The organism is Enterobacter sp. RHBSTW-00975 (assembly GCF_013615235.1).
GTDB lineage: Bacteria > Pseudomonadota > Gammaproteobacteria > Enterobacterales > Enterobacteriaceae > Enterobacter > Enterobacter ludwigii.
This window is the reverse complement of the sequence record NZ_CP055883.1, coordinates 4,448,182-4,473,663: the sequence shown is the minus strand read 5'-3', so window position 1 is coordinate 4,473,663 and position 25,482 is coordinate 4,448,182. Positions and strand designations below refer to the sequence as shown.

The 25,482-nt window shown below is 55.9% G+C and carries 26 protein-coding genes; 16 read left to right on the top strand and 10 right to left on the bottom strand.

Annotation, left to right across the window (positions count from 1 at the left end):
• Positions 1-57: 57 nt before the first annotated feature.
• From HV340_RS21685 to HV340_RS21675, 3 genes are all read right to left on the bottom strand, one after another.
• Positions 58-1,122 carry a class I SAM-dependent methyltransferase gene (locus HV340_RS21685; protein ID WP_181216218.1) on the bottom strand — a complete coding sequence of 355 codons (1,065 nt, stop codon included), beginning with the start codon at positions 1,120-1,122 and terminating at the stop codon, positions 58-60.
• Between the two features lie 67 nt (positions 1,123-1,189).
• Positions 1,190-1,579, bottom strand: coding sequence for a hypothetical protein (locus HV340_RS21680; RefSeq protein WP_020884534.1), 390 nt, complete (start codon positions 1,577-1,579; stop codon positions 1,190-1,192).
• 323 nt (positions 1,580-1,902) lie between these two features.
• Positions 1,903-2,952: an AI-2E family transporter gene (locus HV340_RS21675; RefSeq protein ID WP_014172027.1), complete on the bottom strand. Its 1,050-nt coding sequence runs from the start codon at positions 2,950-2,952 to the stop codon at positions 1,903-1,905.
• Between the two features lie 144 nt (positions 2,953-3,096).
• Between HV340_RS21675 and HV340_RS21670 the strand changes: the two genes are divergently transcribed.
• Positions 3,097-4,314 carry an MFS transporter gene (locus tag HV340_RS21670; RefSeq protein WP_020884535.1) on the top strand — a complete coding sequence of 406 codons (1,218 nt, stop codon included), beginning with the start codon at positions 3,097-3,099 and terminating at the stop codon, positions 4,312-4,314.
• Positions 4,315-4,318: 4 nt separating this feature from the next.
• Here the strand turns inward: HV340_RS21670 and HV340_RS21665 are convergent, their stop codons facing one another.
• Both HV340_RS21665 and HV340_RS21660 read right to left on the bottom strand, forming a co-directional pair.
• A complete protein-coding gene (locus tag HV340_RS21665; protein WP_014172025.1) occupies positions 4,319-4,876 on the bottom strand; it encodes a DcrB family lipoprotein in 558 nt (185 codons plus the stop codon).
• A gap of 72 nt (positions 4,877-4,948) precedes the next feature.
• Positions 4,949-5,614, bottom strand: a complete 666-nt coding sequence (locus HV340_RS21660) for a 7-cyano-7-deazaguanine/7-aminomethyl-7-deazaguanine transporter (RefSeq protein ID WP_020884536.1) — start codon at positions 5,612-5,614, stop codon at positions 4,949-4,951.
• Positions 5,615-5,780: 166 nt separating this feature from the next.
• On the opposite strand from HV340_RS21660, the gene tusA reads away from it, so the two are divergent.
• The 4 genes from tusA (at position 5,781) to HV340_RS21640 (ending at position 9,004) form a co-directional block, all read left to right on the top strand.
• Positions 5,781-6,023, top strand: coding sequence for a sulfurtransferase TusA (tusA, locus tag HV340_RS21655; RefSeq protein WP_108647725.1), 243 nt, complete (start codon positions 5,781-5,783; stop codon positions 6,021-6,023).
• Positions 6,024-6,214: 191 nt separating this feature from the next.
• Positions 6,215-7,186, top strand: coding sequence for a TRAP transporter substrate-binding protein (locus HV340_RS21650; protein ID WP_014172022.1), 972 nt, complete (start codon positions 6,215-6,217; stop codon positions 7,184-7,186).
• 11 nt (positions 7,187-7,197) lie between these two features.
• Positions 7,198-7,707: a TRAP transporter small permease gene (locus tag HV340_RS21645; RefSeq protein ID WP_108647729.1), complete on the top strand. Its 510-nt coding sequence runs from the start codon at positions 7,198-7,200 to the stop codon at positions 7,705-7,707.
• A gap of 10 nt (positions 7,708-7,717) precedes the next feature.
• On the top strand, positions 7,718-9,004 hold the full coding sequence (locus HV340_RS21640) for a TRAP transporter large permease (protein ID WP_020884539.1): 1,287 nt from the start codon (positions 7,718-7,720) through the stop codon (positions 9,002-9,004).
• Between the two features lie 42 nt (positions 9,005-9,046).
• Here the strand turns inward: HV340_RS21640 and zntA are convergent, their stop codons facing one another.
• Entirely contained in the window at positions 9,047-11,233 is a 2,187-nt protein-coding gene (gene zntA / locus HV340_RS21635) for a Zn(II)/Cd(II)/Pb(II) translocating P-type ATPase ZntA (RefSeq protein WP_181216217.1), read from the bottom strand.
• Between the two features lie 76 nt (positions 11,234-11,309).
• A complete protein-coding gene (locus tag HV340_RS21630; RefSeq protein ID WP_181216216.1) occupies positions 11,310-11,936 on the bottom strand; it encodes a lysoplasmalogenase in 627 nt (208 codons plus the stop codon).
• Between the two features lie 129 nt (positions 11,937-12,065).
• Here HV340_RS21630 and HV340_RS21625 point away from each other — a divergent pair, with 129 nt between their 5' ends.
• Positions 12,066-12,425: a DUF2500 domain-containing protein gene (locus HV340_RS21625; RefSeq protein WP_032679142.1), complete on the top strand. Its 360-nt coding sequence runs from the start codon at positions 12,066-12,068 to the stop codon at positions 12,423-12,425.
• A gap of 47 nt (positions 12,426-12,472) precedes the next feature.
• Here HV340_RS21625 and HV340_RS21620 read toward each other — a convergent pair whose 3' ends face one another.
• Positions 12,473-12,754, bottom strand: coding sequence for a DUF1145 family protein (locus HV340_RS21620; RefSeq protein WP_014172016.1), 282 nt, complete (start codon positions 12,752-12,754; stop codon positions 12,473-12,475).
• Positions 12,738-13,340 (bottom strand): 16S rRNA (guanine(966)-N(2))-methyltransferase, encoded by a 603-nt coding sequence (gene rsmD, locus HV340_RS21615; protein ID WP_020884541.1) that lies wholly within the window; start codon positions 13,338-13,340, stop codon positions 12,738-12,740. The genes HV340_RS21620 and rsmD overlap by 17 nt, the downstream gene beginning before the upstream one ends.
• 127 nt (positions 13,341-13,467) lie before the next feature.
• Between rsmD and ftsY the strand changes: the two genes are divergently transcribed.
• The 6 genes from ftsY to livJ all read left to right on the top strand — a co-directional run bounded on the left by ftsY (position 13,468) and on the right by livJ (position 20,457).
• Positions 13,468-14,934 carry a signal recognition particle-docking protein FtsY gene (gene ftsY / locus HV340_RS21610; protein ID WP_020884542.1) on the top strand — a complete coding sequence of 489 codons (1,467 nt, stop codon included), beginning with the start codon at positions 13,468-13,470 and terminating at the stop codon, positions 14,932-14,934.
• 2 nt (positions 14,935-14,936) lie between these two features.
• Positions 14,937-15,602 (top strand): cell division ATP-binding protein FtsE, encoded by a 666-nt coding sequence (ftsE, locus tag HV340_RS21605; protein ID WP_014172013.1) that lies wholly within the window; start codon positions 14,937-14,939, stop codon positions 15,600-15,602.
• Positions 15,595-16,650 (top strand): permease-like cell division protein FtsX, encoded by a 1,056-nt coding sequence (ftsX, locus tag HV340_RS21600; protein WP_014172012.1) that lies wholly within the window; start codon positions 15,595-15,597, stop codon positions 16,648-16,650. Before ftsE ends, ftsX begins: the two co-directional genes overlap by 8 nt.
• A gap of 251 nt (positions 16,651-16,901) precedes the next feature.
• Positions 16,902-17,759 (top strand): RNA polymerase sigma factor RpoH, encoded by an 858-nt coding sequence (rpoH, locus tag HV340_RS21595; RefSeq protein ID WP_014172011.1) that lies wholly within the window; start codon positions 16,902-16,904, stop codon positions 17,757-17,759.
• A gap of 135 nt (positions 17,760-17,894) precedes the next feature.
• The gene (locus tag HV340_RS21590; protein ID WP_181216215.1) at positions 17,895-19,160 is read left to right on the top strand and encodes a 4-aminobutyrate--2-oxoglutarate transaminase; all 1,266 of its coding nucleotides are present in this window, start codon (positions 17,895-17,897) and stop codon (positions 19,158-19,160) included.
• A gap of 196 nt (positions 19,161-19,356) precedes the next feature.
• Positions 19,357-20,457: a branched chain amino acid ABC transporter substrate-binding protein LivJ gene (gene livJ / locus HV340_RS21585; RefSeq protein ID WP_072126534.1), complete on the top strand. Its 1,101-nt coding sequence runs from the start codon at positions 19,357-19,359 to the stop codon at positions 20,455-20,457.
• An 86-nt stretch (positions 20,458-20,543) separates the two neighbouring features.
• On the opposite strand, the gene panM is transcribed toward livJ, so the two are convergent.
• Positions 20,544-20,936, bottom strand: a complete 393-nt coding sequence (gene panM, locus HV340_RS21580; RefSeq protein ID WP_020884545.1) for an aspartate 1-decarboxylase autocleavage activator PanM — start codon at positions 20,934-20,936, stop codon at positions 20,544-20,546.
• A gap of 424 nt (positions 20,937-21,360) precedes the next feature.
• On the opposite strand from panM, the gene livK reads away from it, so the two are divergent.
• Genes livK through livG form a run of 4 tightly spaced genes read left to right on the top strand, consistent with a single transcriptional unit; the run spans position 21,361 to position 25,481 of the window.
• The gene (livK, locus tag HV340_RS21575; protein ID WP_020884546.1) at positions 21,361-22,470 is read left to right on the top strand and encodes a high-affinity branched-chain amino acid ABC transporter substrate-binding protein LivK; all 1,110 of its coding nucleotides are present in this window, start codon (positions 21,361-21,363) and stop codon (positions 22,468-22,470) included.
• Positions 22,471-22,516: 46 nt separating this feature from the next.
• Positions 22,517-23,443, top strand: coding sequence for a high-affinity branched-chain amino acid ABC transporter permease LivH (gene livH, locus HV340_RS21570; protein WP_020884547.1), 927 nt, complete (start codon positions 22,517-22,519; stop codon positions 23,441-23,443).
• Positions 23,440-24,717: a high-affinity branched-chain amino acid ABC transporter permease LivM gene (locus HV340_RS21565; RefSeq protein ID WP_059305698.1), complete on the top strand. Its 1,278-nt coding sequence runs from the start codon at positions 23,440-23,442 to the stop codon at positions 24,715-24,717. The genes livH and HV340_RS21565 overlap by 4 nt, the downstream gene beginning before the upstream one ends.
• The gene (livG, locus tag HV340_RS21560) at positions 24,714-25,481 is read left to right on the top strand and encodes a high-affinity branched-chain amino acid ABC transporter ATP-binding protein LivG (protein ID WP_014172002.1); all 768 of its coding nucleotides are present in this window, start codon (positions 24,714-24,716) and stop codon (positions 25,479-25,481) included. The genes HV340_RS21565 and livG overlap by 4 nt, the downstream gene beginning before the upstream one ends.
• Position 25,482: the final 1 nt, after the last annotated feature.

The window sequence follows — 25,482 nt, the reverse complement described above, 5'->3', positions numbered from 1 at the left end:
CGTCCGCGGAAAACCATCATTAAAAGACAGGCAAGCCTGCCGGGCAGTTCAACTGCTCTATTGTTCAATTTTTTGACAAATCAAAAGGGTATGACCTACCCCAAGGTTGTCCAGCCGCTGTTCTACGTGGAAACCGGCCCGCTCCAGGTAGTGATAAAATTTCTCTACACTGTAAAACCGGCTGTTGCCGTTCGCCATACAGGTGAAATAAAGCGAGGTAGCATTCAGGCTGAATGAGGCGGCTTCAAATTTTTGGGCATCCCAGAACAGTTCCATGATGCACAGTCGCGCGCCGGGCTTCATAACCTGTGCAACGCGAGTCAACATGGCGACAATCTGGTCCGGAGAGAAACAATCCAGGAACTGGCTCATCCACCAGATATCGGCTTCACCCGGCAATGTCGCATGACTAAGCATATCGACAGCATGGAAGTCAATGCGATGAGATAAACCTGCTTTTTCGATGTTTTCCTGCGCCAGCGTTATCTGCTGTGGCAGGTCAAGGATCGTCACGGCAACATTGTCGTCATAGCGGCAGCAGCGTAACGCCCATTTACCCGTATTTCCGCCCACATCGTACAATTTTGTCGGCGAGCTTGCGAATATATATGGCAGCGCCGCGTCGAAAGCGGCATCAGAATAGTAATGATCAAAAGCGAACCAGCTCTCTTTTGCCTGCGCGGGTAATTGTGATAATGCCGGATAGATGGTTGGCCAGTTACCAAACACGGATAATCCCGCCGGTTTTTCTTCCTGCAGGGCATCGGCCAGATGGAATAATCCCTGGTAACAAACATCCTGCGTGAAATCCATATTCACGCGGGTCATGGTGTCATGCAATAAGAAATGGCCCACCTTTGCCAGGAAATAGCGTCCTTCTTTACAGGTAACGATCCGTCCGCTTAATCCCATATCCAGCAATACGCTTACGCTATAACTGCTCAGGGTACTGTTTTCGGTTATTTCCTCGAGACTTGCCCCTGTTTTCCCTTTTTTATCCAGCCACGAAAGCACGCCCGAATTACGCAGACAACGCGCGGTCTGAAACAGCATCGGCGCAAAAGCGATGCGTTGCGCTTCGGTAATGGCGTCCAGCGCGTTGAGGGTGTCCTTTTCGTACATGCGTGCGTAACCTTATGAGGCCGAGAAAAACGTTATCGGGCCATGTCGGCCCGACATGAGGAAAATATTACAGCGCGGCGCCTGCAGAGAGGTTCATCTGAATATCGTGGTCGAGGTTATGAACCCAGCGGTTATAGTTTTTGTGAATTTTACCGTCGGCGGCTTTCAGGTTCATACTGCTTTCGTAATTAATTGAATAGCTTGTCGCAGAATAAGGAATACGGATTTCGACCGAGTGGTCGCGTGCCTGCAGACGGCCTTTAATTACGCCCGGGCCCGCTTCGCTCATGATCCAGTCGCGCTTCTGGCCTGCTTTCAGAATGGCGGTTTTCACCTGCTCAGCGGTGTGGCCTGTACTGACAGTAGCGTGAACCTGATCGATTGGGGCGGTACGCGCGCAACCGGCCAGTGCGCCGACGACAGCAACAGCAGCAAACCATTTAATGATCTTTTTCATCAACAACTCCGTATCAATAATAACAATTTAAATCAGTAATTTTAAAAAATTATATTTTGGCGGAGTATTATCGCTAATGAGGATAATTTTTGTCGATATAAAAGTGGGTATTTATTTTACGCGAGGGGAGGTGTAATGCATTGAAACGAAAGGGTGAGAATTATATGTCATGTAATTTGCGTTAAATAAATATTTGCATGACGATTCATTTATTAGGGCGGGATAAATAACGCGAAATCCTCCTTAGCGAAAATGAAAATTACCGCGCGGTGAGCGTCGCGGTAATTTTCGGTGTGTTGCACTGTTACGCGTTGTGGGACCCGTTATCCCGGCAGACGGCTTTTCGGTCGCCCGGGACCCAACAGGATCGCCAGTTTGCTGCCACCTTTGGTGGTTTCCATCCAGATCTTACACACGCTGGTCAGCGGGACTGACAGTAACATCCCGACCGGTCCCAGCAGCCATCCCCAGATCAGCAACGACAAGAACACCACCAGCGTCGACATTCCGAGACGGTGGCCCATCATGCGCGGCTCAAGGATATTGCCCAGTACCATATGCACGACCAGGAACAGCGCCCCCACCAGCATGCATTCGTAAAAGCCATTGAACAGAAACGCCTGAATCATCGGCGGCACGGCGGAAAGCACCGCGCCGATGTTGGGTACGTAGTTCAGCAGAAACGCCAGTACGCCCCACATCAGCGCGAACTGCACGCCCATCAGCATCAGTCCCAGCCAGACAATCACCCCGGTCCAGACGCTTAACAGCGTTTTCAGGGCCAGATATTTGGACACGCCCTTCAGGGCCCGGTGTAAACCCGCAATATGAATTTGCGGGTTATTCAGCGCAAAGCGCAGCTTATAAGGAACATGGCGGACCTCGAACAGCATAAACACCACCGTCATCACCAGCAGCAGGATGCTGGCCATCGCGCCGGAAAGGCCGGTCATCAGGGTGGTGGCGTAGGTCATGACCTTCTCTGAATCCATGCGGCGTAACATCCGCTCGGGTGAGATATGCAGGTTAAGAAAAGGCATCATCTCCTGAAGCGAAACGATCTTACGCGTCAGCTCTTTGTTGTACTGCGGAAGCATGGTGGAGAATTCACTGAGCGACGCCGCCAGCACGCCGAAAAGCGCCGTCAGGGCAATCATCATCACGATGACCACGATAGTAATGGCCACCGGACGGCTGATGCCCCGGCGCAAAAACCAGGTCACCAGCGGATTAAGCACAATGGCAAAAAAGAGCGCCAGCAGGAGCTGGACAATGATGTCAGCGGCAGCATGGATACCTGCGAGGATAACCACCAGGCAGGCGAGTTTTAATAAGATGTGAAGTCCTGCTTTGTCGGACTGGTTCGGTATCATGCGGGTTCCTTAATGTGATAGCCCGTTAAGTGTAGTGCCCGGTGGCCGCTTCGTCTGGAGCCGATAATCTGAAAGTCAGTGCTGATTTTCTTATCCTGCCGTGGTAATAGTGAAACACTGTTGTAAAAACTCAGGTTAAACCCCATGCCAGAGCATGCCGCCGAACCGGCGCTGAGCGGATTGCGCCTCAATCTGCGCATTGTTTCCGTTGTGATTTTTAACTTCGCCAGTTATCTGACGATTGGCCTGCCGCTGGCGGTGTTGCCGGGCTATGTCCATGACGTCATGGGTTTTAGCGCATTCTGGGCGGGGCTGGTCATCAGCCTGCAGTATTTCGCCACGCTCCTGAGCCGCCCGCATGCCGGGCGCTATGCGGATCTGTTTGGGCCAAAGCGCATCGTCATTGTGGGGCTCTGCGGCTGTTTTCTGAGTGGTCTGGGCTACCTGCTGGCCGCCACCACCAGCCACTGGCCGCTGGTCAGCCTGGCGCTGCTCTGTCTGGGGCGAGTGATTCTGGGTATCGGACAAAGTCTGGCGGGTACCGGTTCGACGCTGTGGGGCGTGGGTGTGGTGGGTGCGTCCCATATTGGCCGGGTGATCTCCTGGAACGGTATCGTCACTTACGGCGCAATGGCGCTGGGCGCACCGCTGGGGGTGATTTGTTATGCCTATGGCGGGCTATCCGGGCTGGCTATCACCATTATGGTCGTCGCGCTGCTCGCGATTCTGTTTGCCCTGCCGCGCCCGAAGGTGAAGGCCAGCAAAGGCAAGCCACTGCCGTTCAGGGCGGTGTTAGGGCGCGTCTGGCCTTATGGTATGGCGCTGGCGCTGGCAACCACCGGCTTCGGCGTGATCGCCACGTTCATCACTCTCTTCTATGACGCCAAAGGCTGGGACGGCGCAGCCTTTGCCCTGACGCTGTTTAGCTGTGCGTTTGTCGGCGCGCGTTTGCTCTTCCCGAACGGTATCAACCGTCTGGGGGGACTGAATGTGGCGTTGATCTGCTTTGCGGTAGAGATTGTCGGGCTGGTGCTGACCGGGATTGCCACCGCACCGTGGATGGCGAAAATGGGCGTTTTCCTCGCCGGCGCTGGCTTTTCGCTGGTCTTCCCGGCACTCGGCGTGGTCGCGGTAAAAGCCGTGCCGCAGCAGAACCAGGGGTCGGCGCTGGCGACCTATACGGTGTTTATGGACATGTCGCTGGGCATTACCGGGCCGCTGGCGGGGCTGGTGATGGCGTGGGCAGGGGTTCCGGTAATCTATCTTGCCGCGGCGGGTCTGGTGGTTATCGCATTGATGCTGACATGGCGGCTAAAAAAATGGCCCCCGGTGCAGGCACCGGAGGCCACGTCATCATCGTGAAGAATTACTGGATCACGATGGTGTTAATGATGTTTTCAGCAGCTGTCTGCGCTTTCTGCTGATTTTCCGCCGGCAGAGTGATCTGCAGGGTCAGCAGTTTGTTATCGACCTTGCCAAGCACCACGGAAGAGTAAGCGGTCTGGCCTTTTGCTGAAATGATGCTGTCCAGCTGTTGCAGCGTGTGGCCTTTCAGTTCGATAGATTTATTGGTCACGACCTGCAGCTGCGGATCGCGGCTGCGCTGCTGATCTTCCAGACGTTTGGTCATGACGGCCAGGTCTTCGCTGGTGTCGTCGCCCACAATCACAATAACGGCTTTCTGCCCGGTTGCATCGGAGTAAACGTGCATATTGTTCGCCTGGGTACCCAGCTTGCCGCTCTGGTCAGTCATATCTGCCGGCAGAGAGAAACTGAGTTTACCGTCCAGCAGACTCACCGGCTGACCGGTGGCGTTGCTCTCTGCAGACGCGCCCTGAGCAGGCGTTTTCGTGTCGCTGTTATCACAGGCTGCAAGGCCCACAACCAGCAGGCCAATCCCGACATATTTAACCAGATTGCGCATTAACTTCTTCCTTTCGATAAACGGCCATAACGGCTGATTGGCTCATCTTATCACAACTGATAAAGCGAACCCTTAACCAGCCTGCAATGCTGTGATTTCAGATTTATCTGCGAGTCTTTTCAGCAGCATATTCAGCAGGACGCCGTACATCGGCAGGAAGAACACAATGCTGATAAGCACCTTGAAGCAGTAGTCCACAAGGGCGATTTCCATCCAGTGCTGGGCCATAAATGCGTCCGGGCTACGCCAGAATGCGATAAAGAAGAAGGCCAGCGTGTCGCTGACGTTGCCGAACAGCGTGGACGCCGTGGGTGCCATCCACCAGCGATGATTTTGACGCAGGCGGTTAAACACGTGAACGTCGAGGATCTGCCCCAGCGCGTAGGCCATAAAGCTGGCGGAGGCGATACGGGCGACAAACAGGTTGAAGTGCGTTAATGCCTCGAACCCCTGCCAGCTTCCCATATAAAACAGGGAAGAGATCACGTACGAAATGAACAGCGCCGGCAGCATGACCGCAAAAATAATGCGGCGAGCCAGCGGTGCGCCGAAAATACGCACGGTCAAATCAGTGGCGAGAAAAATAAACGGGAAACTGAACGCGCCCCACGTGGTATGAAAACCAAAGATGGAGATCGGGAGTTGCACCAGATAGTTGCTGGAGGTAATCACCAGCAAATGAAAAAGCGAAAGCCAGAACAACGCTTTAACGCGCTGCGAATCAGAAAACTGCATCATGTTGTAACCTTTTTATACGTTGGGGTGAGGGAACCCAATAAAAACCGCAGCATGATACTGCTTTGGCCGGACATTGCAATGGTTAGTTTTTACGCAATCGTTAACCTGGTTGCATTGCCGACGATGGGGCGTAAACTACAGCCGTTTTTACCTGACCGAGAAGAACATGACCGATCTGTTTTCCAGCCCAGACCACACCCTTGATGCTCAGGGCCTTCGCTGCCCGGAGCCGGTAATGATGGTACGTAAAACCGTGCGCAACATGCAGACCGGTGAGACGCTGCTGATCATCGCCGACGACCCCGCCACCACCCGCGACATTCCCGGTTTTTGTACCTTTATGGAACATGAGCTGGTGGCACAGCAGACCGAAATGCTGCCGTACCGGTATGTGATCCGCAAGGGGTAAATGCGGCCTGATGGCCTCACCCCGACCCTCTCCCACCGGGAGAGGGAGAAAACTTTTCTAAACCATCGTTTCAAAATTTCACGCTTTTGTGAGGCGCTTCACCTCCGCTTTTCCGGCCGTAGTCTAGTTTTTAAGCGTACAAAAATAAAACACTGTTTTAACGCTTATCTCACTACCCTGGAGTTGACCCGATGAAAACGACCCTCAAGCCGTTACTGGCCGCCCTGTGCCTCTCCGCTTTTGCCTGCTCTGTCGCTGCGCAAACCATCAAAGCCGCCGATGTGCACCCTGAAGGCTACCCGAACGTGGTGGCGGTTCAGCAAATGGGTGAAAAACTCAAACAACAAACCGACGGCAAGCTGGAGATTAAGGTCTTCCCCGGCGGCGTGCTGGGGGATGAAAAACAGATGATTGAGCAGGCGCAGATGGGGGCGATCGATATGATCCGCGTCTCGATGGCGCCGGTGGCGGCCATCCTGCCCGATATCGAAGTCTTCACACTGCCCTACGTTTTCCGCGATGAAGACCACATGCACAAAGTGATCGACGGGGATATCGGCAAGCAAATTGGCGATAAGCTGACCGCCAACCCGAAATCACGACTGGTGTTCCTCGGCTGGATGGACTCCGGCACCCGCAACCTGATCACCAAAGATCCGATTGTTAAACCCGACGATCTGAAAGGGAAGAAAATCCGCGTACAGGGCAGTCCGGTGGCGCTGGCGACGCTGAAAGATATGGGCGCTAACGCGGTGGCAATGGGGGTGAGCGAAGTTTACAGCGGGATGCAAACCGGCGTGATTGACGGCGCGGAGAATAATCCACCGACCTATGTCGCGCATAACTATATGCCGGTCGCCAAAAACTACACCCTCAGCGGCCACTTTATCACCCCGGAAATGCTGCTCTATTCAAAAGTGAAGTGGGACAAACTCAGCGCCGACGAGCAGAAAAAGATCCTGACCCTGGCCCGTGAAGCCCAGTTTGAACAACGTAAGTTGTGGGAAGCCTATAACGCCCAGGCGCTGGAAAAAATGAAGGCTGGCGGGGTGCAGTTCCACGAGATCGACAAAACGGTATTTATCAAAGCCACAGAGCCGGTGCGCGCCCAGTATGGCGAAAAGCATCAGGATCTGATGAAAGCCATCGCTGACGTCAAGTAACCGGAGTACGTATGTCCGAACTCTATCTGAAGTGGATGGACCGTCTCTACCTGCTGGCGATGGCCGTGGCGGGCATCTCGCTGCTGGTGATGACGATTGTGATCCCCATCGGCATCTTTTCGCGCTATGTGCTTAACCGCGGTGAATCCTGGCCGGAGCCGGTTGCCATCATCTGCATGGTGACCTTCACCTTTATCGGCGCGGCGGTCAGCTACCGTGCCGGTTCGCACATTGCGGTGAATATGCTCACCGACCGGCTGCCCGGGTCGTTAAAAACCGTCTGCGCACGGGCCGTTGATCTGCTGATGCTGCTGATCGCTGGCCTGATGTTCTGGTACAGCTACTGGCTGTGCGTCGAACTCTGGGAGCAACCGGTCGCCGAATTTCCGGTCCTGACCTCCGGCGAGAGCTATCTGCCGCTGCCGGTGGGCTCTGCCGTTCTGATCCTGTTTGTGATTGAGCGCCTGCTGTTTGGCTCGCAGGAAAACCGTCCCGTCGTGCTGATCGGCAACCACAGTTAAGGGGTGAACAATGGATGCATTCGTTTTGTTATTCACCCTCGCCATTTTGCTGGCGCTGGGGATGCCGGTGGCTTTTGCCGTCGGGCTAAGCGCCGTCGCGGGCGCGTTGTGGATAGATTTACCCCTCGAGGCGCTGATGATTCAGATAACCAGCGGGGTGAATAAATTCACGCTGCTGGCGATCCCCTTCTTTATTCTCGCGGGTGCGATTATGGCGGAAGGGGGGATTGCCCGACGGCTGGTCAATTTCGCCTACGTGTTTGTTGGCTTTATTCGCGGTGGGCTGTCGCTGGTGAATATTGTGGCCTCCACGTTCTTCGGCGCGATTTCCGGCTCGTCGGTGGCGGATACGGCCTCCATTGGCAGCGTAATGATCCCGGAGATGGAGAAGAAGGGCTATCCGCGCGAGTATGCGGCGGCGGTGACCGCCAGCGGGTCGGTACAGGCGATTTTGATCCCGCCCAGCCACAACTCGGTAATTTATTCCCTCGCGGCAGGCGGGACGGTCTCTATCGCGACGCTGTTTATCGCGGGGGTGCTGCCAGGGCTGCTGCTCGGCGTAAGCCTGATGGCAATGTGTCTGGGCTTTGCCCGCAAACGTGGCTACCCGAAAGGGGAAAAAATTCCCTTTAAGCAGGCGCTGAAAATCACGCTGGACGCGCTGTGGGGGCTGATGACTGTAGTGATTATTCTCGGCGGGATACTGTCCGGGATATTTACCGCAACGGAATCCGCTGCCGTGGCCTGTCTGTGGGCGTTCTTTGTCACCATGTTTATCTACCGGGACTACAAATGGAACGAACTGCCGAAGCTGATGTGCAGGACGGTGAAAACCGTCACCATCGTGATGATACTGATTGGCTTTGCGGCGGCGTTTGGCGCGGTGATGACCTACATGCAGCTCCCGAGCCGTATCACCGAGTTCTTCACCTCGCTCTCCGATAACAAGTACGTGATCCTGATGTATCTCAACATCATGCTGCTGCTGATCGGCACGTTAATGGACATGGCGCCGATCATCCTGATCCTGACGCCAGTGCTGTTGCCGGTAACCAATTCGCTGGGCATCGATCCGGTGCATTTTGGGATGATCATGATGGTGAACCTGGGGATCGGGCTGATTACGCCGCCGGTCGGTTCGGTGCTGTTTGTGGCGAGCGCGGTAAGTAAACAGAAAATCGAGCATGTGGTTCGCGCCATGCTGCCGTTTTACGGCATGCTGCTGGTGGTGCTGGCGATGGTGACGTACATCCCGGCCATCTCGCTGTGGCTGCCGCGCGTGTTAGGGATGCAGTGACGCCGTTTTCCGCCCTCTCCCGGTGGGAGAGGGCATCTCGTGTTATTGTCGACGTAATAAGCGGAGCGCGTTCGCCGTCACCAGTACCGTCGCGCCGGTATCCGCCAGTACCGCCAGCCACAGGCCGGTTATACCGAGCAGCGTGGTGACCAGGAAAATCCCCTTCAGGCCCAGCGCAATCCCGATGTTCTGACGGATATTGGCCCGCGTGGCGCGCGCCAGAGCAATCATCTGCGCCAGCCCGGTCAGGCGGTTGTGGGTGAGCGCCGCGTCGGCGGTTTCGAGCGCCACGTCGGTGCCGCTGCCCATTGCAATGCCAATGGTGGCGGCTTTCATCGCCGGGGCATCGTTGATTCCGTCACCCACCATTGCCAGTGGTGCATGATTGTTCAGTTCCGTTACGGCGCTCACTTTATCCGCAGGCAATAACCCGGCTTTAAACGCCAGCCCCAGTTCACCGGCAATCGCTGCCGCGGCTCGCGGGTTATCCCCGGTGAGGATCACCCCCTGCACGCCCAGTTGATGCAGCGCGGCGACGGCGTCTTTTGCATCGTCACGCAGGGTATCACGCAGTGCCAGCATCCCTATCGCCACGCCGTTTTGCACCACCATCACCACGGTTTGCCCGGCCTGTTCCAGCGCCTGGACTTGCTGGCTCAGCCCGGCCGCCGGAAACGTATTCGCGGCAGCGATCAGGACGTTATTCCCTTCAACGTCGGCTTCAATCCCGGACCCGACCCGCGCCCGCTGTGCGGTGGCGGCAGGGATGTCCAGCCCACGCGACTGCGCCTCGCGGACTATTGCTTGTGCCAGCGGGTGGGTGGAGCCTTGTTCGACGGCAGCGGCCAGGGCGAGCAGCGTATTTTCACTGACCTCCTGAGGATAAATGCCCGTGACCTGCGGTTTACCCACCGTCAGCGTACCGGTTTTATCGAAGGCGATATGTTGCACCTGGCTCAGCTGCTCCAGCGCCGCTCCGCCTTTAATCAGCGCTCCACGACGCGCCGCGGCCGCCAGACCGGAGGTAATGGCCGCCGGCGTGGAGATCACCAGCGCGCACGGGCAACCAATCAGCAGCAACGTCAGACCTTTATAAACCCAGCCTTCCCAGGCTGCGCCCAGGAATAACGGTGGAATAATTGTCACCAGCAGGGCGACCAGCATGATGGCGGGGGTGTAGATCCGGCTGAAGCGATCGATAAAGCGCTCAACGGGGGCGCGACGCTCCTCGGCCTCTTCAATCAGCTTCAGGATGCGGTCGATGGCGCTCTCACCCGGTCCGGAGAGGACTGTGAGTTGCACCAGACGATCGACGCTGGTGGCGCCTGCAGGCACTTTCTCGCCCGCTGAGCGTTCAACCGGAATCGACTCGCCGGTGAGGGCACTTTCATCGAAACTCGCCGTGGCGGTAAGCAGTTCACCGTCCGCAGGCAGACGCCCGCCGGCGGCGACCTCAATCACATCACCCGGGCGCAGCGTGTTAATTGCCACCGTCTGGCGTTCGCTGCCCGTCACCCGCGTTGCGGTTTCCGGTTTCAGCGCCATCAGCGCGCTGACCCCTTTCCGTGCCCGACTCGCCGCCCAGCCCTCAAGGCGCTCGCCAATTAAGAACAGCAGCAGCACCATGGCCGCTTCCGCCGTCGCGCCAATAAACAACGCGCCGATCGCCGCCACGCTCATCAGCGTTTCGATGGCGAACCAGCTTCCGCTTTTCATCAGTCGCACGGCCTGACGGGCAATCGGGAACAGTCCGACAAGCGTCGTGGCGATGAACGCCAGGTTACCGAACGGGTGGTTAAACTGCTCCAGACCCCAGCTCAGGGCCATCATGATGACAAGGGTGATAATGGGCAGGTTTTCTCGCAGGGCTGACGTCTTTTCGACAGATGCGGTTTCGCTGCGCAGGCTGTAACCGGCCTTACTGACAGCGGCTTCAACCAGCGTGCTGATGTCATTATCGGCACTGACCAGAAGTTTCTCGGTGGCGAAGAGCACCTGGACGTGGCTGACGCCCGGGACCTGTTTTACCGCGTTTTCGACTTTACGGGCGCAGGCCGCGCAGTCCATACCGTTGACCACCCAGCTGTAGCAGTTTGCGCTTTCCGGGAGCGGCAGCGTGTTTTGCGTTTCGCATGCGCCGTCGCAGCAGCAGTCGTCCTTCGCGGGAACGGGGCTGAGCTTAAGTGCCGAGAATTGTGGAACTTTTTTAGGTGTTTCTGGAGTCGACATGGCAGTCTCCGGTAATGATAATTTTCTCATTAACCGCAGCATACACTCTGGAGTCGACTCCAGAGTCAAGGCTTATTTAGATATACAGTGAACGCACAATCAGGAAGTGACCGGCAAAGTAGCAGGCGGCGGCAATCGCGTTATCCGCACGGAAGCGGCGACGATAGTGGCTGCCCAGCCAGACGATATTCCCGAGTAACAGCAGCGTGGCACCAAAGAACGCGGACATTGCCGGTGCCGTCGGACGGAAGAACCACAGTTCACCCGCCAGCCATACCATCACCAGCGTCATGGCGATAAAGGTGCAGACAGGCAAACGCATCTCTTCCAGACGTGTCCAGATCACCGCGATCAGCAGCGCGCCAATGACCAGCAGCACCAGCGGCAGCGGCCAGAAGAAGGAGAGCGTCATCTGGCTGGCGAAGTAAATGGTATAAAGCAGATGCGACAGGAAAAATGCCCCAACGGCATACAGCAGGCGCTGTCGCGGCAGCAGGGTTAAGGCATCACCAGTCAGGGACGCACACAGACCGGCAAGAACCAGATAGCTGACGGCGTTAAACATGGGCGCTTGCCAGGCAAGCAGCAGGAGTAACAACAGCGTGACGGGTTTAAACAACCATCGCTGCCAGGCAGGGCCGCGATAGGATGCATCGACGTAAAGCCATGCGGAAAAACAGACAGCGATAAATGACCAAAGCATATTAACTCCCTGTAACTGTTGAGTCTGAATAATCAGTTTCTTATTCAGTGTAGTGATGGGGGCAGGCGTTTGGCAATGCCGGGGAAGGCAAGGTATCCTGAATTCCGTATAATCTGATGGGATTTTTGAATGAGCAAGATGCCGCTTTTTTTCGTTATCGTGGTGGCGATTATCGTCATTGCCGCCTCCTTTCGTTTCGTGCAGCAGCGCCGTGAGAAGGCGGACAACGATGCCGCGCCGTTGATGCAAAAACGCGTGGTGGTAAGCAATAAACGCGAGAAAGCCCTCAATGACCGACGCTCGCGCCAGCAGCAGGTTACGCCGGCGGGAGCCACCATGCGCTATGAAGCGAGCTTTAAGCCGGAAACCGGCGGGCTGGAGATGACCTACCGTCTGGAGGCGCAGCAGTACCATCAACTGACGGTGGGAGAAAAAGGGATTCTGAGTTACAAAGGGTCGCGGTTTGAAGGGTTTACGCCAGATCGGTAATGTTCCCTCTCCCGCAGGGAGAGGGGTAGGCTGAGGCTTGAGGCGCCTTACTTCTTCGCCTGGGCCTTAAATTTCTTCATCCACACCAGCAGTTCAAATACGCCAAAAATAAACACGCGCAGCTGCTGCCAGCCGGTCATCTGCGGACCGTCTTTTGGCAGGCCGTTTTTCAGCATCACCATCTGCAGGGCGTGCATGAAGGTGGTAAAGATAAAAGCCACGTTCACAAAGATGTTCATCGGGCGCGGGAACGGGTGCACCAGATTGAGGAGCAGAAATGCCCAGACGCCCAGCATCAACAAACGTCCCACATTAATCAGTACTGGCATTGGATTCTCCTTGTGCCTGACGGTGATACAGACGATAAGCGACCTGACCTGCCACTTTTTCTCGGTGCAGATCCCAGTGTACCGGGACCGGCGGTAAACCATTTTCGACTTCGCTTTCGACGTAGATTAACGCGTCATCCGCCAGCCAGCCGTTGTTTTCCAGCAGGGATAACGTCTCTTCCAGCAGCCCCTTGCGGAACGGCGGGTCGACAAACACCACGTTGTGCGGCGTGCCCTTTTGCGCGAGGAAGCTCAGTGTGTTGGTATTCACTACTTTGGCGTTGGTCGCTTTCAGCGTTGCCAGATTTTGCTGCAACGTCTGCGCAACGCCGCGCTCCATCTCCAGCAGCGTGGCGCTGGCGGCATAGCGCGACAGCGCCTCCAGACCCAGCGCGCCGCTGCCCGCGAAGCAGTCAAGGCAGTGGGCATCCACCATTGAGGGAGCCAGCCAGTTAAACAGCGTTTCGCGTACGCGGTCCGTGGTTGGGCGTAGTCCGGGGCTATCCGGCACCGGTAATTTCCGGCCTCGCCACTGGCCGCCGATAATACGAATTTGACCGGCTGGGGCGCGGTTGGGTTTCTTCATCTCTGGAAAGCTCTGTTAACAATTGGCCTGCGATTGCGGGCGGTGATGTCAATTAAGTAAAGTGTTAGACTATTTCATCATTTTTTTAGCTTCCATGTATATAGCGCCGCGAGGAGTGTAGTCGCAGATGGCAAAACAAAAAAAACGTGGCTTCTTTTCCTGGCTGGGCTTCGGTGAAAAAGAGCAAGAAACAGAGCAGAAAACCGAAGAACAACAAGCCGTTGAAGAGCAGTCTCAGCCTGAAACGCCGGTAGAAACTGCCGCCGTTGTCGACGCGGAAGAGCACGCGCACAGCAAAGAAGAGACCGAAGCCTTTGCTGAAGAGGTGGTGGAAGTTACCGAACAGGTTCAGGAAAGCGAGAAGCCAGAACCCGTTGTGGTAGAAGACGTTATCGATACGCCGCAGGCGATTATCGAGCATGAAACGTTGCCGCTGCCGGAAGAGGTGAAAGCCGAAGAGGTTTCAGCGCAGGAGTGGCAGGCCGAGGCAGAAACCGTCGAAATTGTTGAGGCGGTGGAAGAAGAAGCACAAGACGAGCCAGCGCTTACCGACGAAGAGCTGGAAGCCCAGGCGCTGGCGGCAGACGCGGCGGAAGAAGCGGTTATCGTTGTGCCGGTGGAAGCGCAACCAGAGCAGGGTGAAGAGGTTGCTCAGGAGCAGGAAAAACCCACCAAAGAAGGTTTCTTCGCCCGCCTGAAGCGTAGCCTGCTCAAAACCAAAGAAAACTTAGGTTCCGGATTTATCAGTCTGTTCCGCGGCAAGAAGATCGACGACGATCTCTTTGAAGAGCTGGAAGAGCAACTGCTGATCGCCGACGTTGGGGTGGAAACAACCCGTAAGATCATCGCCAGTCTGACCGAAGGGGCGAGCCGCAAGGAGTTGCGTGACGCCGAAGCGCTGTACGGTCTGCTGAAAGACGAGATGGGCGAAATCCTCGCAAAAGTTGACGAACCGCTTAATATTGAAGGCAAAACGCCATTTGTTATTCTGATGGTTGGCGTGAACGGTGTGGGGAAAACCACCACTATCGGCAAGCTGGCGCGACAGTTTGAGCAGCAGGGCAAATCGGTAATGCTGGCGGCAGGTGATACCTTCCGTGCGGCGGCGGTTGAGCAGCTGCAGGTCTGGGGCCAGCGTAACAACATCCCGGTGATTGCGCAGCATACCGGTGCGGATTCCGCCTCCGTTATCTTTGACGCTATCCAGGCGGCGAAGTCGCGTAACGTGGATGTGCTGATTGCCGACACCGCAGGGCGTTTGCAGAACAAAGCGCACCTGATGGAAGAGTTGAAGAAAATCGTCCGCGTCATGAAGAAGCTGGACGAAGAGGCACCGCATGAAATTATGCTGACCATTGATGCCAGCACCGGACAGAACGCCATTAGCCAGGCGAAGCTGTTCCATGAAGCGGTAGGGCTGACCGGGATCACGCTGACCAAACTGGACGGCACCGCGAAAGGCGGGGTGATCTTCTCCGTGGCCGATCAGTTCAATATTCCTATCCGTTACATCGGTGTAGGCGAACGTATTGAGGATTTACGTCCGTTTAAAGCGGACGACTTTATTGAGGCACTATTTGCCCGAGAGGACTAACAATGATTCGCTTTGAACACGTCAGCAAGGCCTATCTCGGTGGGAGACAAGCGCTGCAGGGGGTGACATTCCACCTGCAGCCAGGCGAGATGGCATTCCTGACCGGCCATTCCGGCGCGGGGAAAAGTACCCTGCTCAAGCTTATCTGTGGGATCGAGCGGCCGAGCGCCGGGAAAATCTGGTTCAGCGGCCATGATATTAGCCGTCTGAAAAACCGTGAGGTGCCGTTCCTGCGTCGTCAGATTGGCATGATTTTCCAGGACCACCACCTGCTGATGGATCGCACCGTTTTCGATAACGTGGCCATTCCGCTGATTATTGCCGGTGCCAGCTATGATGATATCCGCCGTCGCGTCTCTGCGGCGCTGGATAAAGTCGGGCTGCTGGACAAAGCGAAGAACTTCCCGATCCAGCTGTCTGGCGGTGAACAGCAGCGTGTGGGGATTGCCCGTGCGGTGGTGAATAAACCTGCGGTACTGCTGGCGGATGAACCGACCGGTAACCTGGACGACGCCCTGTCAGAAGGGATTTTGCGTCTGTTTGAGGAATTTAACCGCGTTGGGGTGACGGTATTGATGGCAACGCACGACATCGGGCTGATTTCCCGTCGTTCGTACCGCATGCTGACCCTGAGCGACGGTCATTTGCACGGAGGCCTCGGTGAATAAGCGTGATGCAATAAACCAGATTCGGCAGTTCGGAAACCGGTTTGACCGCTTCCGTAAGCCGCAGGGCGGCGGTGACGGCAATCGTAATGCGCCAAAGCGTGCGAAAGCGGCGCCTAAGCCGAACTCCCGCAAAACCAACGTGTTCAACGAGCAGGTGCGTTATGCGTTCCACGGTGCGTTGCAGGACCTGAAAAGCAAACCGCTGGCGACGTTCCTGACGGTGATGGTGATTGCCATCTCCCTGACGCTGCCAAGCGTCTGCTACATGGTCTATAAAAACGTTAACCAGGCGGCGTCGCAGTACTATCCTTCTCCGCAGATCACGGTCTATCTGGATAAGGCGCTCGACGATAACGCGGCGGCGCAGGTTGTGGGACAAATCCAGGCCGAACAGGGCGTAGAGAAAGTGAATTATCTCTCTCGTGAAGAAGCCCTGGGTGAGTTCCGTAACTGGTCAGGCTTTGGCGGTGCGCTGGACATGCTTGAAGAGAACCCCCTCCCGGCCGTGGCGGTGGTGATCCCGAAACTCGATTTCCAGGGGACCGATTCGCTCAACACCCTGCGTGACCGCATCACCCGTATCAACGGGATTGATGAAGTGCGCATGGATGACAGCTGGTTTGCGCGTCTTGCTGCGCTGACCGGGCTGGTAGGGCGCGTGGCGGCGATGATTGGTGTGCTGATGGTGGCGGCGGTCTTCCTCGTCATCGGTAACAGCGTGCGCCTGAGCATTTTCGCGCGTCGCGACACCATCAACGTGCAGAAACTGATTGGTGCGACGGATGGCTTCATCCTGCGTCCGTTCCTGTACGGCGGCGCATTGCTCGGTTTTTCCGGCGCATTTCTTTCACTGATATTGTCAGAAATTTTGGTGATGCGGCTGTCCTCTGCCGTAACCGAGGTGGCGCAGGTTTTCGGAACGAAGTTTGATATCAGCGGCTTAGGGTTCGATGAGTGCCTGTTACTGCTGCTGGTGTGCTCGATGATCGGCTGGGTGGCAGCATGGCTGGCAACCGTGCAACATTTACGTCACTTTACTCCCGACTAATAAAAGCGTGATATAATCTTTCCCTGCACCGAGATGTTCGCTCTGCAGGGAAAGCGTCCCTGTTGTCTCTTCCCCTGTTATCATCTCCATGTCACAATTTGTGCGTAATTTATTCACCGTTGCACCTGGAACTTGTGGATAAAATCACTGTCTGATAAAAGAGTGAATGCTAATCTCGTGGCTCAAACGCTTTGGCATGGTTGTTGCCTGATGGGGACAGCCTGGACCAGAAGAAACATTGAGAGGAATGAATGACCAAAGAAATGCAAACTTTAGCTTTAGCCCCTGTTGGTAACCTGGAATCTTATATCCGGGCTGCGAACACCTGGCCGATGTTAACGGCCGAGGAAGAAAAGGAGCTTGCTGAAAAGCTGCATTACCAGGGCGATCTGGAAGCAGCGAAAAAGCTGATCCTGTCTCACCTGCGCTTTGTTGTTCACATTGCTCGTAATTATGCGGGCTATGGCCTGCCGCAGGCGGACTTGATTCAGGAAGGTAACATCGGTCTGATGAAGGCTGTACGTCGCTTCAACCCGGAAGTGGGTGTGCGACTGGTCTCCTTCGCCGTGCACTGGATCAAAGCAGAAATTCATGAATACGTGCTGCGCAACTGGCGTATCGTGAAAGTCGCCACGACAAAAGCGCAACGTAAACTGTTCTTCAACCTGCGTAAAACCAAGCAGCGTCTGGGCTGGTTCAATCAGGATGAAGTTGAAATGGTGGCGCGCGAGCTGGGCGTATCCAGCAAAGACGTGCGTGAGATGGAATCCCGTATGGCCGCGCAGGACATGACCTTCGATATGTCCTCCGACGACGACGGCTCTGACAGCCAGCCAATGGCACCGGTTCTGTATCTGCAGGATAAAACCTCTAACTTTGCTGACGGCATTGAAGAGGATAACTGGGAAGATCAGGCCGCGAACAAGCTGACTTCAGCAATGGAAGGCCTCGACGAACGTAGCCAGGATATTATCCGCGCCCGCTGGCTGGACGAAGACAACAAGTCCACGCTGCAGGAGCTGGCCGATCGCTACGGCGTCTCCGCTGAACGTGTGCGTCAGCTTGAAAAGAACGCCATGAAAAAACTTCGCGCCGCTATCGAAGCGTAATTTCCGCGATGTCCCCGATAACCCTCGAATGCAAATTCGGGGGTTTTGTTTTTTTATCTCCCGCTCTGGCGAATTCCCTCCCCCTGGCAAACACTTACAGATGCGCTAAGCAGGTGACTTTCTCAGGGGGACAGGGTGAAAAACAGTGAACTGAATGACCGGCGTTTGCAGGCGACGCCGCGCGGTATCGGCGTGATGTGTAACTTCTACGCCGATAAAGCCGAAAATGCCACGGTGTGGGACGTCGAGGGTAACGAGTATATCGACTTCGCCGCCGGGATTGCGGTGCTGAATACCGGCCATCGGCATCCAAAAGTTATTGCCGCCATCGAAAAACAACTCCACGCATTTACCCATACGGCATATCAGATTGTCCCGTACGAAGGCTATGTGGCGCTTGCCGAGCGTATCAACCAACGTGTACCCGTTGATGGGGCTGCCAAAACGGCTTTCTTCTCTACGGGAGCAGAGGCGGTCGAAAACGCGGTAAAAATTGCCCGCGCGTATACCCGTCGTCCTGGCCTGATCGCCTTTGGCGGTGCCTTCCACGGCCGTACCTTTATGACGATGGCGTTGACGGGGAAAGTGGCGCCGTACAAACTCGGTTTCGGTCCGTTTCCAGGATCGGTTTATCACGCACACTATCCAAATGATCTGTACGGCGTCAGCACGGCAGAAGCGTTAAAAAGCCTCGAACGCATCTTCAAAGCCGACATTGCGCCGGACCAGGTGGCGGCCATTATCCTGGAACCGGTTCAGGGGGAGGGGGGATTCAACATTGCCCCCGCCGATTTTATGCAGGCCCTGCGCGAACTGTGCGATACGCACGGAATTTTGCTGATTGCCGATGAAGTGCAAAGTGGCTTTGCGCGAACCGGCAAGCTGTTCTCGATGGAACACCATTGCGTGAAGCCGGATCTGATCACCATGGCGAAAAGCCTGGCCGGCGGGATGCCGCTCTCGGCGGTCTCTGGCCGGGCGGAAGTGATGGATGCCCCCGCACCTGGCGGGCTGGGCGGGACTTACGCCGGCAACCCGTTGGCGATTGCCGCAGCCCATGCCGTGCTGGATGTGATTGATGAAGAGGATCTCTGCACGCGCGCGGCGCATCTTGGCCATCATCTGGTGGAAGTACTGAACAAAGCGAAGGCGGACTGTCCGTTTATTGCCGATATTCGTGCTCAGGGCTCAATGGTGGCGGTGGAGTTTAACGACCCGCAAACCGGACTGCCGTCGCCGGAATTCACGCGTCAGGTCCAGGAGCGTGCGTTGCAGGAAGGTCTATTGCTGCTGAGCTGCGGCGTGTACGGCAACGTTATCCGTTTCCTCTATCCGCTTACCATCCCCGAAGTTCAGTTCCGTAAAGCGCTGGATATTATCTCCGCGTCGCTGACACGTTAAAGCCCTGGCCCGGCGGTGATCCCTGCCGGGCTTATCATATATTCATTTCAAATTAGCTATTCCAAAATCATAAAAATGGGGTATGTTTTAGCAGAGTATGCTGAAAAAGCGCGACTGTCATACCTATAACTGAAATAAAGCGCTACACAACAACATCACGACAATCTTAATAACCATAATAATGGGGAATCTCAGGATGAATATGAAGGGTAAAGCGTTACTGGCAGGATGTATTGCGTTGGCATTCAGCACGATGGCACAGGCCGATATTAAAGTGGCTGTCGTGGGCGCGATGTCCGGTCCGGTAGCACAGTACGGCGACCAGGAATTTACCGGCGCAGAACAGGCGGTTGCAGACATTAATGCTAAGGGCGGCATCAAGGGCGAAAAACTGCAGATCGTAAAATATGATGATGCCTGTGACCCGAAACAAGCGGTTGCCGTGGCGAACAAAGTGGTGAACGACGGAATCAAATACGTTATCGGTCACCTGTGCTCCTCTTCCACGCAGCCCGCGTCTGATATCTACGAAGACGAAGGCATTCTGATGATCACCCCGGCTGCAACGGCGCCGGAGCTGACCGCACGTGGCTATAAGCTGACCCTGCGTACCACCGGTCTGGATTCAGACCAGGGCCCAACCGCGGCAAAATACATTCTGGACAACGTGAAGCCGAAGCGTATCGCGATTGTTCACGACAAACAGCAGTATGGTGAAGGTCTGGCGCGTGCCGTGCAGGATGGTCTGAAGAAAGGCAATGCCAATGTGGTCTTCTTCGACGGTATCACCGCCGGTGAGAAAGACTTCTCCACTCTGGTGGCACGTCTGAAGAAAGAGAATATTGATTTCGTTTACTACGGTGGCTATCACCCTGAAATGGGCCAGATCCTGCGTCAGGCACGTGCGGCCGGCCTGAAAACCCAGTTTATGGGTCCGGAAGGGGTGGCGAACGTTTCCCTGTCTAACATCGCCGGTGAGTCTGCTGAAGGCCTGCTGGTGACCAAACCAAAGAACTACGACCAGGTGCCTGCGAACAAACCGATCGTAGATGCCATCAAGGCGAAGAAACAGGATCCAAGCGGCGCGTTCGTCTGGACCACCTACGCTGCGCTGCAGTCTCTGCAGGCGGGTCTGAACCAGTCAGCCGATCCGGCTGAGATTGCCACCTGGCTGAAAGCCAACTCTGTCGATACCGTGATGGGTCCGCTTTCCTGGGATGCGAAGGGCGATCTGAAAGGCTTCGAGTTCGGCGTGTTTGACTGGCATGCTAACGGAACGGCGACCGACGCCAAATAAAAGCAAACGGCAACCTTTCGGTTGCCGTTTTAGTATTTGCACCCTCTCCCGTGGGAGAGGGGCGGGGTGAGGGCATCAGGCGGCATTCAGCAAACCTGACGTTTCTCCCACCCGTTTTCCTGCGCCGTAAACCCTAACGCCTGCATAAACGCCGCCATCACGCCGCGGTCTTCCACGCCCACGTCGGCCATCCACCAGGAGGTAACGTTCGGGTTTTCACGGATTATCTCTTCAATTAAATACTGCCCCACACCGCGACGACGGGTCACGTCACGTACGCGCAGTGAGTCCAGCGCCCCTTCGGTGCCGCTCAGGGTCACGCGAACCGCGGCGAGCAGACGCTCGTTAAAGCGGGCGGCGTAGATGCGGTGTGTCTCATCGACGCGGAGTGAAGAAGGGGAATATTCCGGCCAGATCTTGCCCAGGTCGATATGATCCTGGTCGCTAAAGGTCACCAGACGCACGATAGTCAGTTTCATTAGCTGCTTGTCCAAATCAAATTGAGTAGGGGCAGTGTACTCAATTTATTCCCTCAGCGGCTTCCTCTTTTTATCCCGGCTCACCAGGTGATTAGTTTTTTGGCAGCGCGAAGGGCAGTTTGAAAACACATGGATCGAAAAATAAGCAGAATTTTAACCTGAATGGCAGTGAATTATTCGGCGCTTTGTACCGTTATTTTATGCTGCAAACTGCAATTTTATTTGTTTATCTCTGCCCTATTTCAGAATATTATCTTTGCTTAATCGCCTGAAAAATAGAGATTTTAGTCTGGTTTTTATGAAAAAACTGCGCTAAACCATTAAAGGCGCTGGTAAAAATAGCGTTGTGCATTAAAAGTACAGAATGCTTTTTAACCATAATAAAACAAAATATATACACGACATCACGAATGGGGATTCAGAGATGAAAAGGAACGCGAAGACGTTAATCGCGGGGATGGTTGCATTGGCGATTTCGCATGCAGCCATGGCGGAAGATATTAAGGTTGCTGTAGTGGGTGCGATGTCCGGTCCTGTTGCCCAGTGGGGGGATATGGAGTTCAACGGTGCTCGCCAGGCAATCAAAGACATCAACGCCAAAGGCGGCATCAAAGGCGACAAGCTGGTTGGCGTGGAATATGACGACGCCTGCGATCCCAAACAGGCCGTCGCGGTCGCTAACAAAATCGTGAACGATGGCATCCAGTACGTGATTGGCCACCTGTGCTCGTCGTCCACCCAGCCTGCGTCTGATATCTACGAAGACGAAGGCATTCTGATGATTACCCCGGGCGCAACCAACCCTGAACTGACTCAGCGCGGTTATCAGCACATCATGCGTACTGCCGGTCTGGACTCGTCTCAGGGACCAACCGCCGCCCGATACATCCTCGACACCGTCAAGCCGACGCGCATCGCCATTATTCATGACAAACAGCAGTACGGCGAAGGCCTGGCGCGCTCCGTTCAGGACGGGCTGAAAAAAGGCGGCGCGAATATCGTCTTCTTTGATGGCATCACCGCTGGCGAGAAAGATTTCTCCGCGCTGATCGCCCGTCTGCAAAAAGAGAATATCGATTTTGTTTATTACGGTGGCTACTACCCGGAAATGGGTCAGATGCTGCGTCAGGCGCGTTCGGTCGGGCTGAAAACCCAGTTTATGGGGCCAGAAGGCGTCGGTAACGCCTCCCTGTCGAACATCGCCGGGGACGCAGGCGAAGGCATGCTGGTGACGATGCCAAAACGCTATGACCAGGATCCTGCGAACAAGGCTATCGTAGACGCGCTCAAGGCGCAGAAGAAAGATCCAAGTGGTCCGTACGTCTGGATCACCTACGCGGCGGTGCAGTCTCTGGCAACCGCGCTGGATCGCACCGGCAGCAAAGAACCGCTGGATCTGGTGAAAGATTTAAAAGCACACGGGGCGAACACCGTGATTGGGCCGCTGAACTGGGATGAGAAAGGCGATCTGAAGGGATTTGAGTTTGGTGTCTTTAAGTGGCACGCCGACGGTTCGTCCTCGGTCGCCAAATAATTATCCCACCGCCCGGACCGCCGGGCGGGTATAAAAAGGTTTGCATATGTCCGAGCAGTTTCTCTATTTCCTGCAGCAGATGTTTAACGGCGTCACGCTGGGAAGCACCTACGCGCTGATCGCCATCGGCTACACGATGGTTTACGGCATTATCGGCATGATTAACTTCGCCCACGGCGAGGTCTACATGATCGGTAGCTATGTCTCCTTTATGATTATCGCCGCCCTGATGATGATGGGTATCGACAGCAGCTGGCTGCTGGTCGCCGCCGGATTTGTCGGCGCGATTGTGATTGCCAGCGCCTATGGCTGGAGCATTGAACGCGTGGCGTACCGGCCGGTGCGTAGCTCCAAACGCCTGATTGCGCTGATCTCCGCCATCGGGATGTCGATCTTCCTGCAAAACTACGTCAGCCTGACGGAAGGCTCGCGCGACGTGGCGCTGCCAAGCCTGTTCAACGGTCAGTGGGTGGTCGGTGCCAGCGAGAACTTCTCTGCCTCTATCACCACCATGCAGCTGGTGATTTGGGTGGTGACCTTCGTTGCGATGCTCGCCCTGACGGTCTTTATCCGCTACTCGCGTATGGGACGCGCCTGCCGTGCCTGCGCAGAAGATCTGAAGATGGCGAGCCTGCTTGGCATCAACACCGACCGCGTTATCGCCCTGACCTTTGTGATTGGGGCAGCGATGGCGGCGGTCGCGGGTGTCCTGCTGGGGCAGTTCTACGGCGTTATCAACCCGTACATCGGCTTTATGGCCGGGATGAAAGCCTTCACCGCGGCGGTCCTGGGCGGTATCGGCAGTATTCCTGGTGCGATGATTGGCGGCCTGATCCTGGGCGTGGCCGAAGCGCTCTCCTCCGCGTATCTGAGTACGGAATATAAAGATGTGGTGTCGTTTGCCCTGCTGATTCTGGTTCTGCTGGTAATGCCTACCGGTATTCTGGGTCGTCCGGAGGTAGAGAAAGTATGAAACCGATGCATTTCGCAATGGCGCTCCTCTCAGCCGCCATGTTCTTCGTGCTGGCAGGCGTCTTTATGGGCGTCCAGTTAGAGCTGGACGGCACAAAACTGGTGGTGGATACCGCCGCCGACATTCGCTGGCAGTGGATATTCATTGGCACCGCGGTTGTGTTTCTGTTCCAGATGCTGCGTCCTGTGTTCCAGAAGACGCTGAAAAGTGTCTCCGGTCCGAAATTCGTTCTGCCGGCTCTCGACGGCTCAACCGTTAAGCAGAAGCTGTTCTTCGTGGCGTTGCTGGCGGCTGCGGTGGCGTGGCCGTTTGTGGTCTCTCGCGGTACGGTCGATATCGCGACCCTGACCATGATCTACGTGATCCTCGGTCTGGGCCTGAACGTGGTGGTGGGGCTGTCTGGCCTGCTGGTGCTGGGCTACGGTGGTTTCTACGCCATCGGGGCCTATACCTTCGCGCTGCTGAACCACTATTACGGTCTCGGCTTCTGGACCTGTCTGCCGCTGGCGGGCCTGGTCTCCGCCGCGGCGGGCTTCCTGCTGGGCTTCCCGGTCTTACGCCTGCGCGGTGACTATCTGGCGATTGTGACTTTAGGCTTCGGCGAAATCGTGCGTATCCTGCTGCTCAACAACACCGAAGTGACCGGCGGCCCGAACGGGATCAGCCAGATCCCGAAACCGACCTTCTTTGGTCTGGAGTTCAGCCGTACGGCTCGCGAAGGGGGCTGGGATACCTTCAGCAACTTCTTTGGCGTGAAGTACGATCCGTCCGACCGGGTGATTTGGCTCTACCTGGTGGCGCTGCTGCTGGTGGTGCTTACCCTGTTCGTGATTAACCGTCTGCTGCGTATGCCGCTGGGCCGTGCGTGGGAAGCGCTGCGTGAAGATGAAATCGCCTGCCGTTCACTGGGCCTCAACCCGACCCGCATCAAGTTGACCGCGTTTACCATCAGCGCCGCGTTTGCCGGTTTTGCCGGTACGCTGTTTGCCGCGCGTCAGGGCTTTGTCAGCCCCGAATCGTTCACCTTTGCTGAATCTGCCTTTGTGCTGGCGATTGTGGTGCTCGGCGGTATGGGCTCGCAGTTTGCCGTTATCCTGGCGGCCATTCTGCTGGTGGTCTCCCGTGAGCTGATGCGCGACTTTAACGAATACAGCATGCTGATGCTGGGTGGTTTGATGGTGCTGATGATGATCTGGCGTCCCCAGGGCTTGCTGCCGATGACCCGTCCACAGCTGAAGCTGAAAAACGGGCAAGCGAAAGGAGAGCAGGCATGAGCCAGCCATTATTATCCGTTAACGGCCTGATGATGCGTTTTGGCGGCCTGCTGGCCGTCAACAACGTGAATCTGGATCTGCACAAGAAAGAGATTGTCTCCCTGATTGGCCCTAACGGCGCGGGGAAAACCACGGTCTTTAACTGCCTGACCGGTTTCTACAAGCCGACGGGTGGCACCATCAAGCTGCGCGATCAGCATCTGGAAGGGCTTCCGGGCCAGCAGATTGCCCGCATGGGGGTGGTGCGTACCTTCCAGCACGTGCGTCTGTTCCGCGAGATGACGGTGATAGAGAACCTGCTGGTGGCGCAACACCTGCAGCTCAAAACCGGCCTTTTCTCTGGCCTGCTGAAAACCCCGGCCTTCCGCCGTGCTCAGGATGAAGCGCTCGACCGCGCCGCCACCTGGCTTGACCGTATCGGCCTGCTGCAGCATGCGAACCGTCAGGCCAGCAACCTGGCCTACGGTGACCAGCGTCGTCTGGAGATCGTGCGCTGCATGGTGACGCAGCCAGAAATCCTGATGCTCGATGAACCGGCGGCAGGGCTTAACCCGAAAGAGACCAAAGAGCTGGACGAGTTGATTGCCGAACTGCGCGATCATCACGACACCACCATCCTGCTGATTGAGCATGATATGAAGCTGGTGATGGGCATTTCTGACCGTATCTACGTGGTAAACCAGGGCACGCCGCTGGCAAACGGGACGCCGGAAGAGATCCGCAACAACCCGGACGTGATCCGTGCATACCTGGGTGAGGCATAAG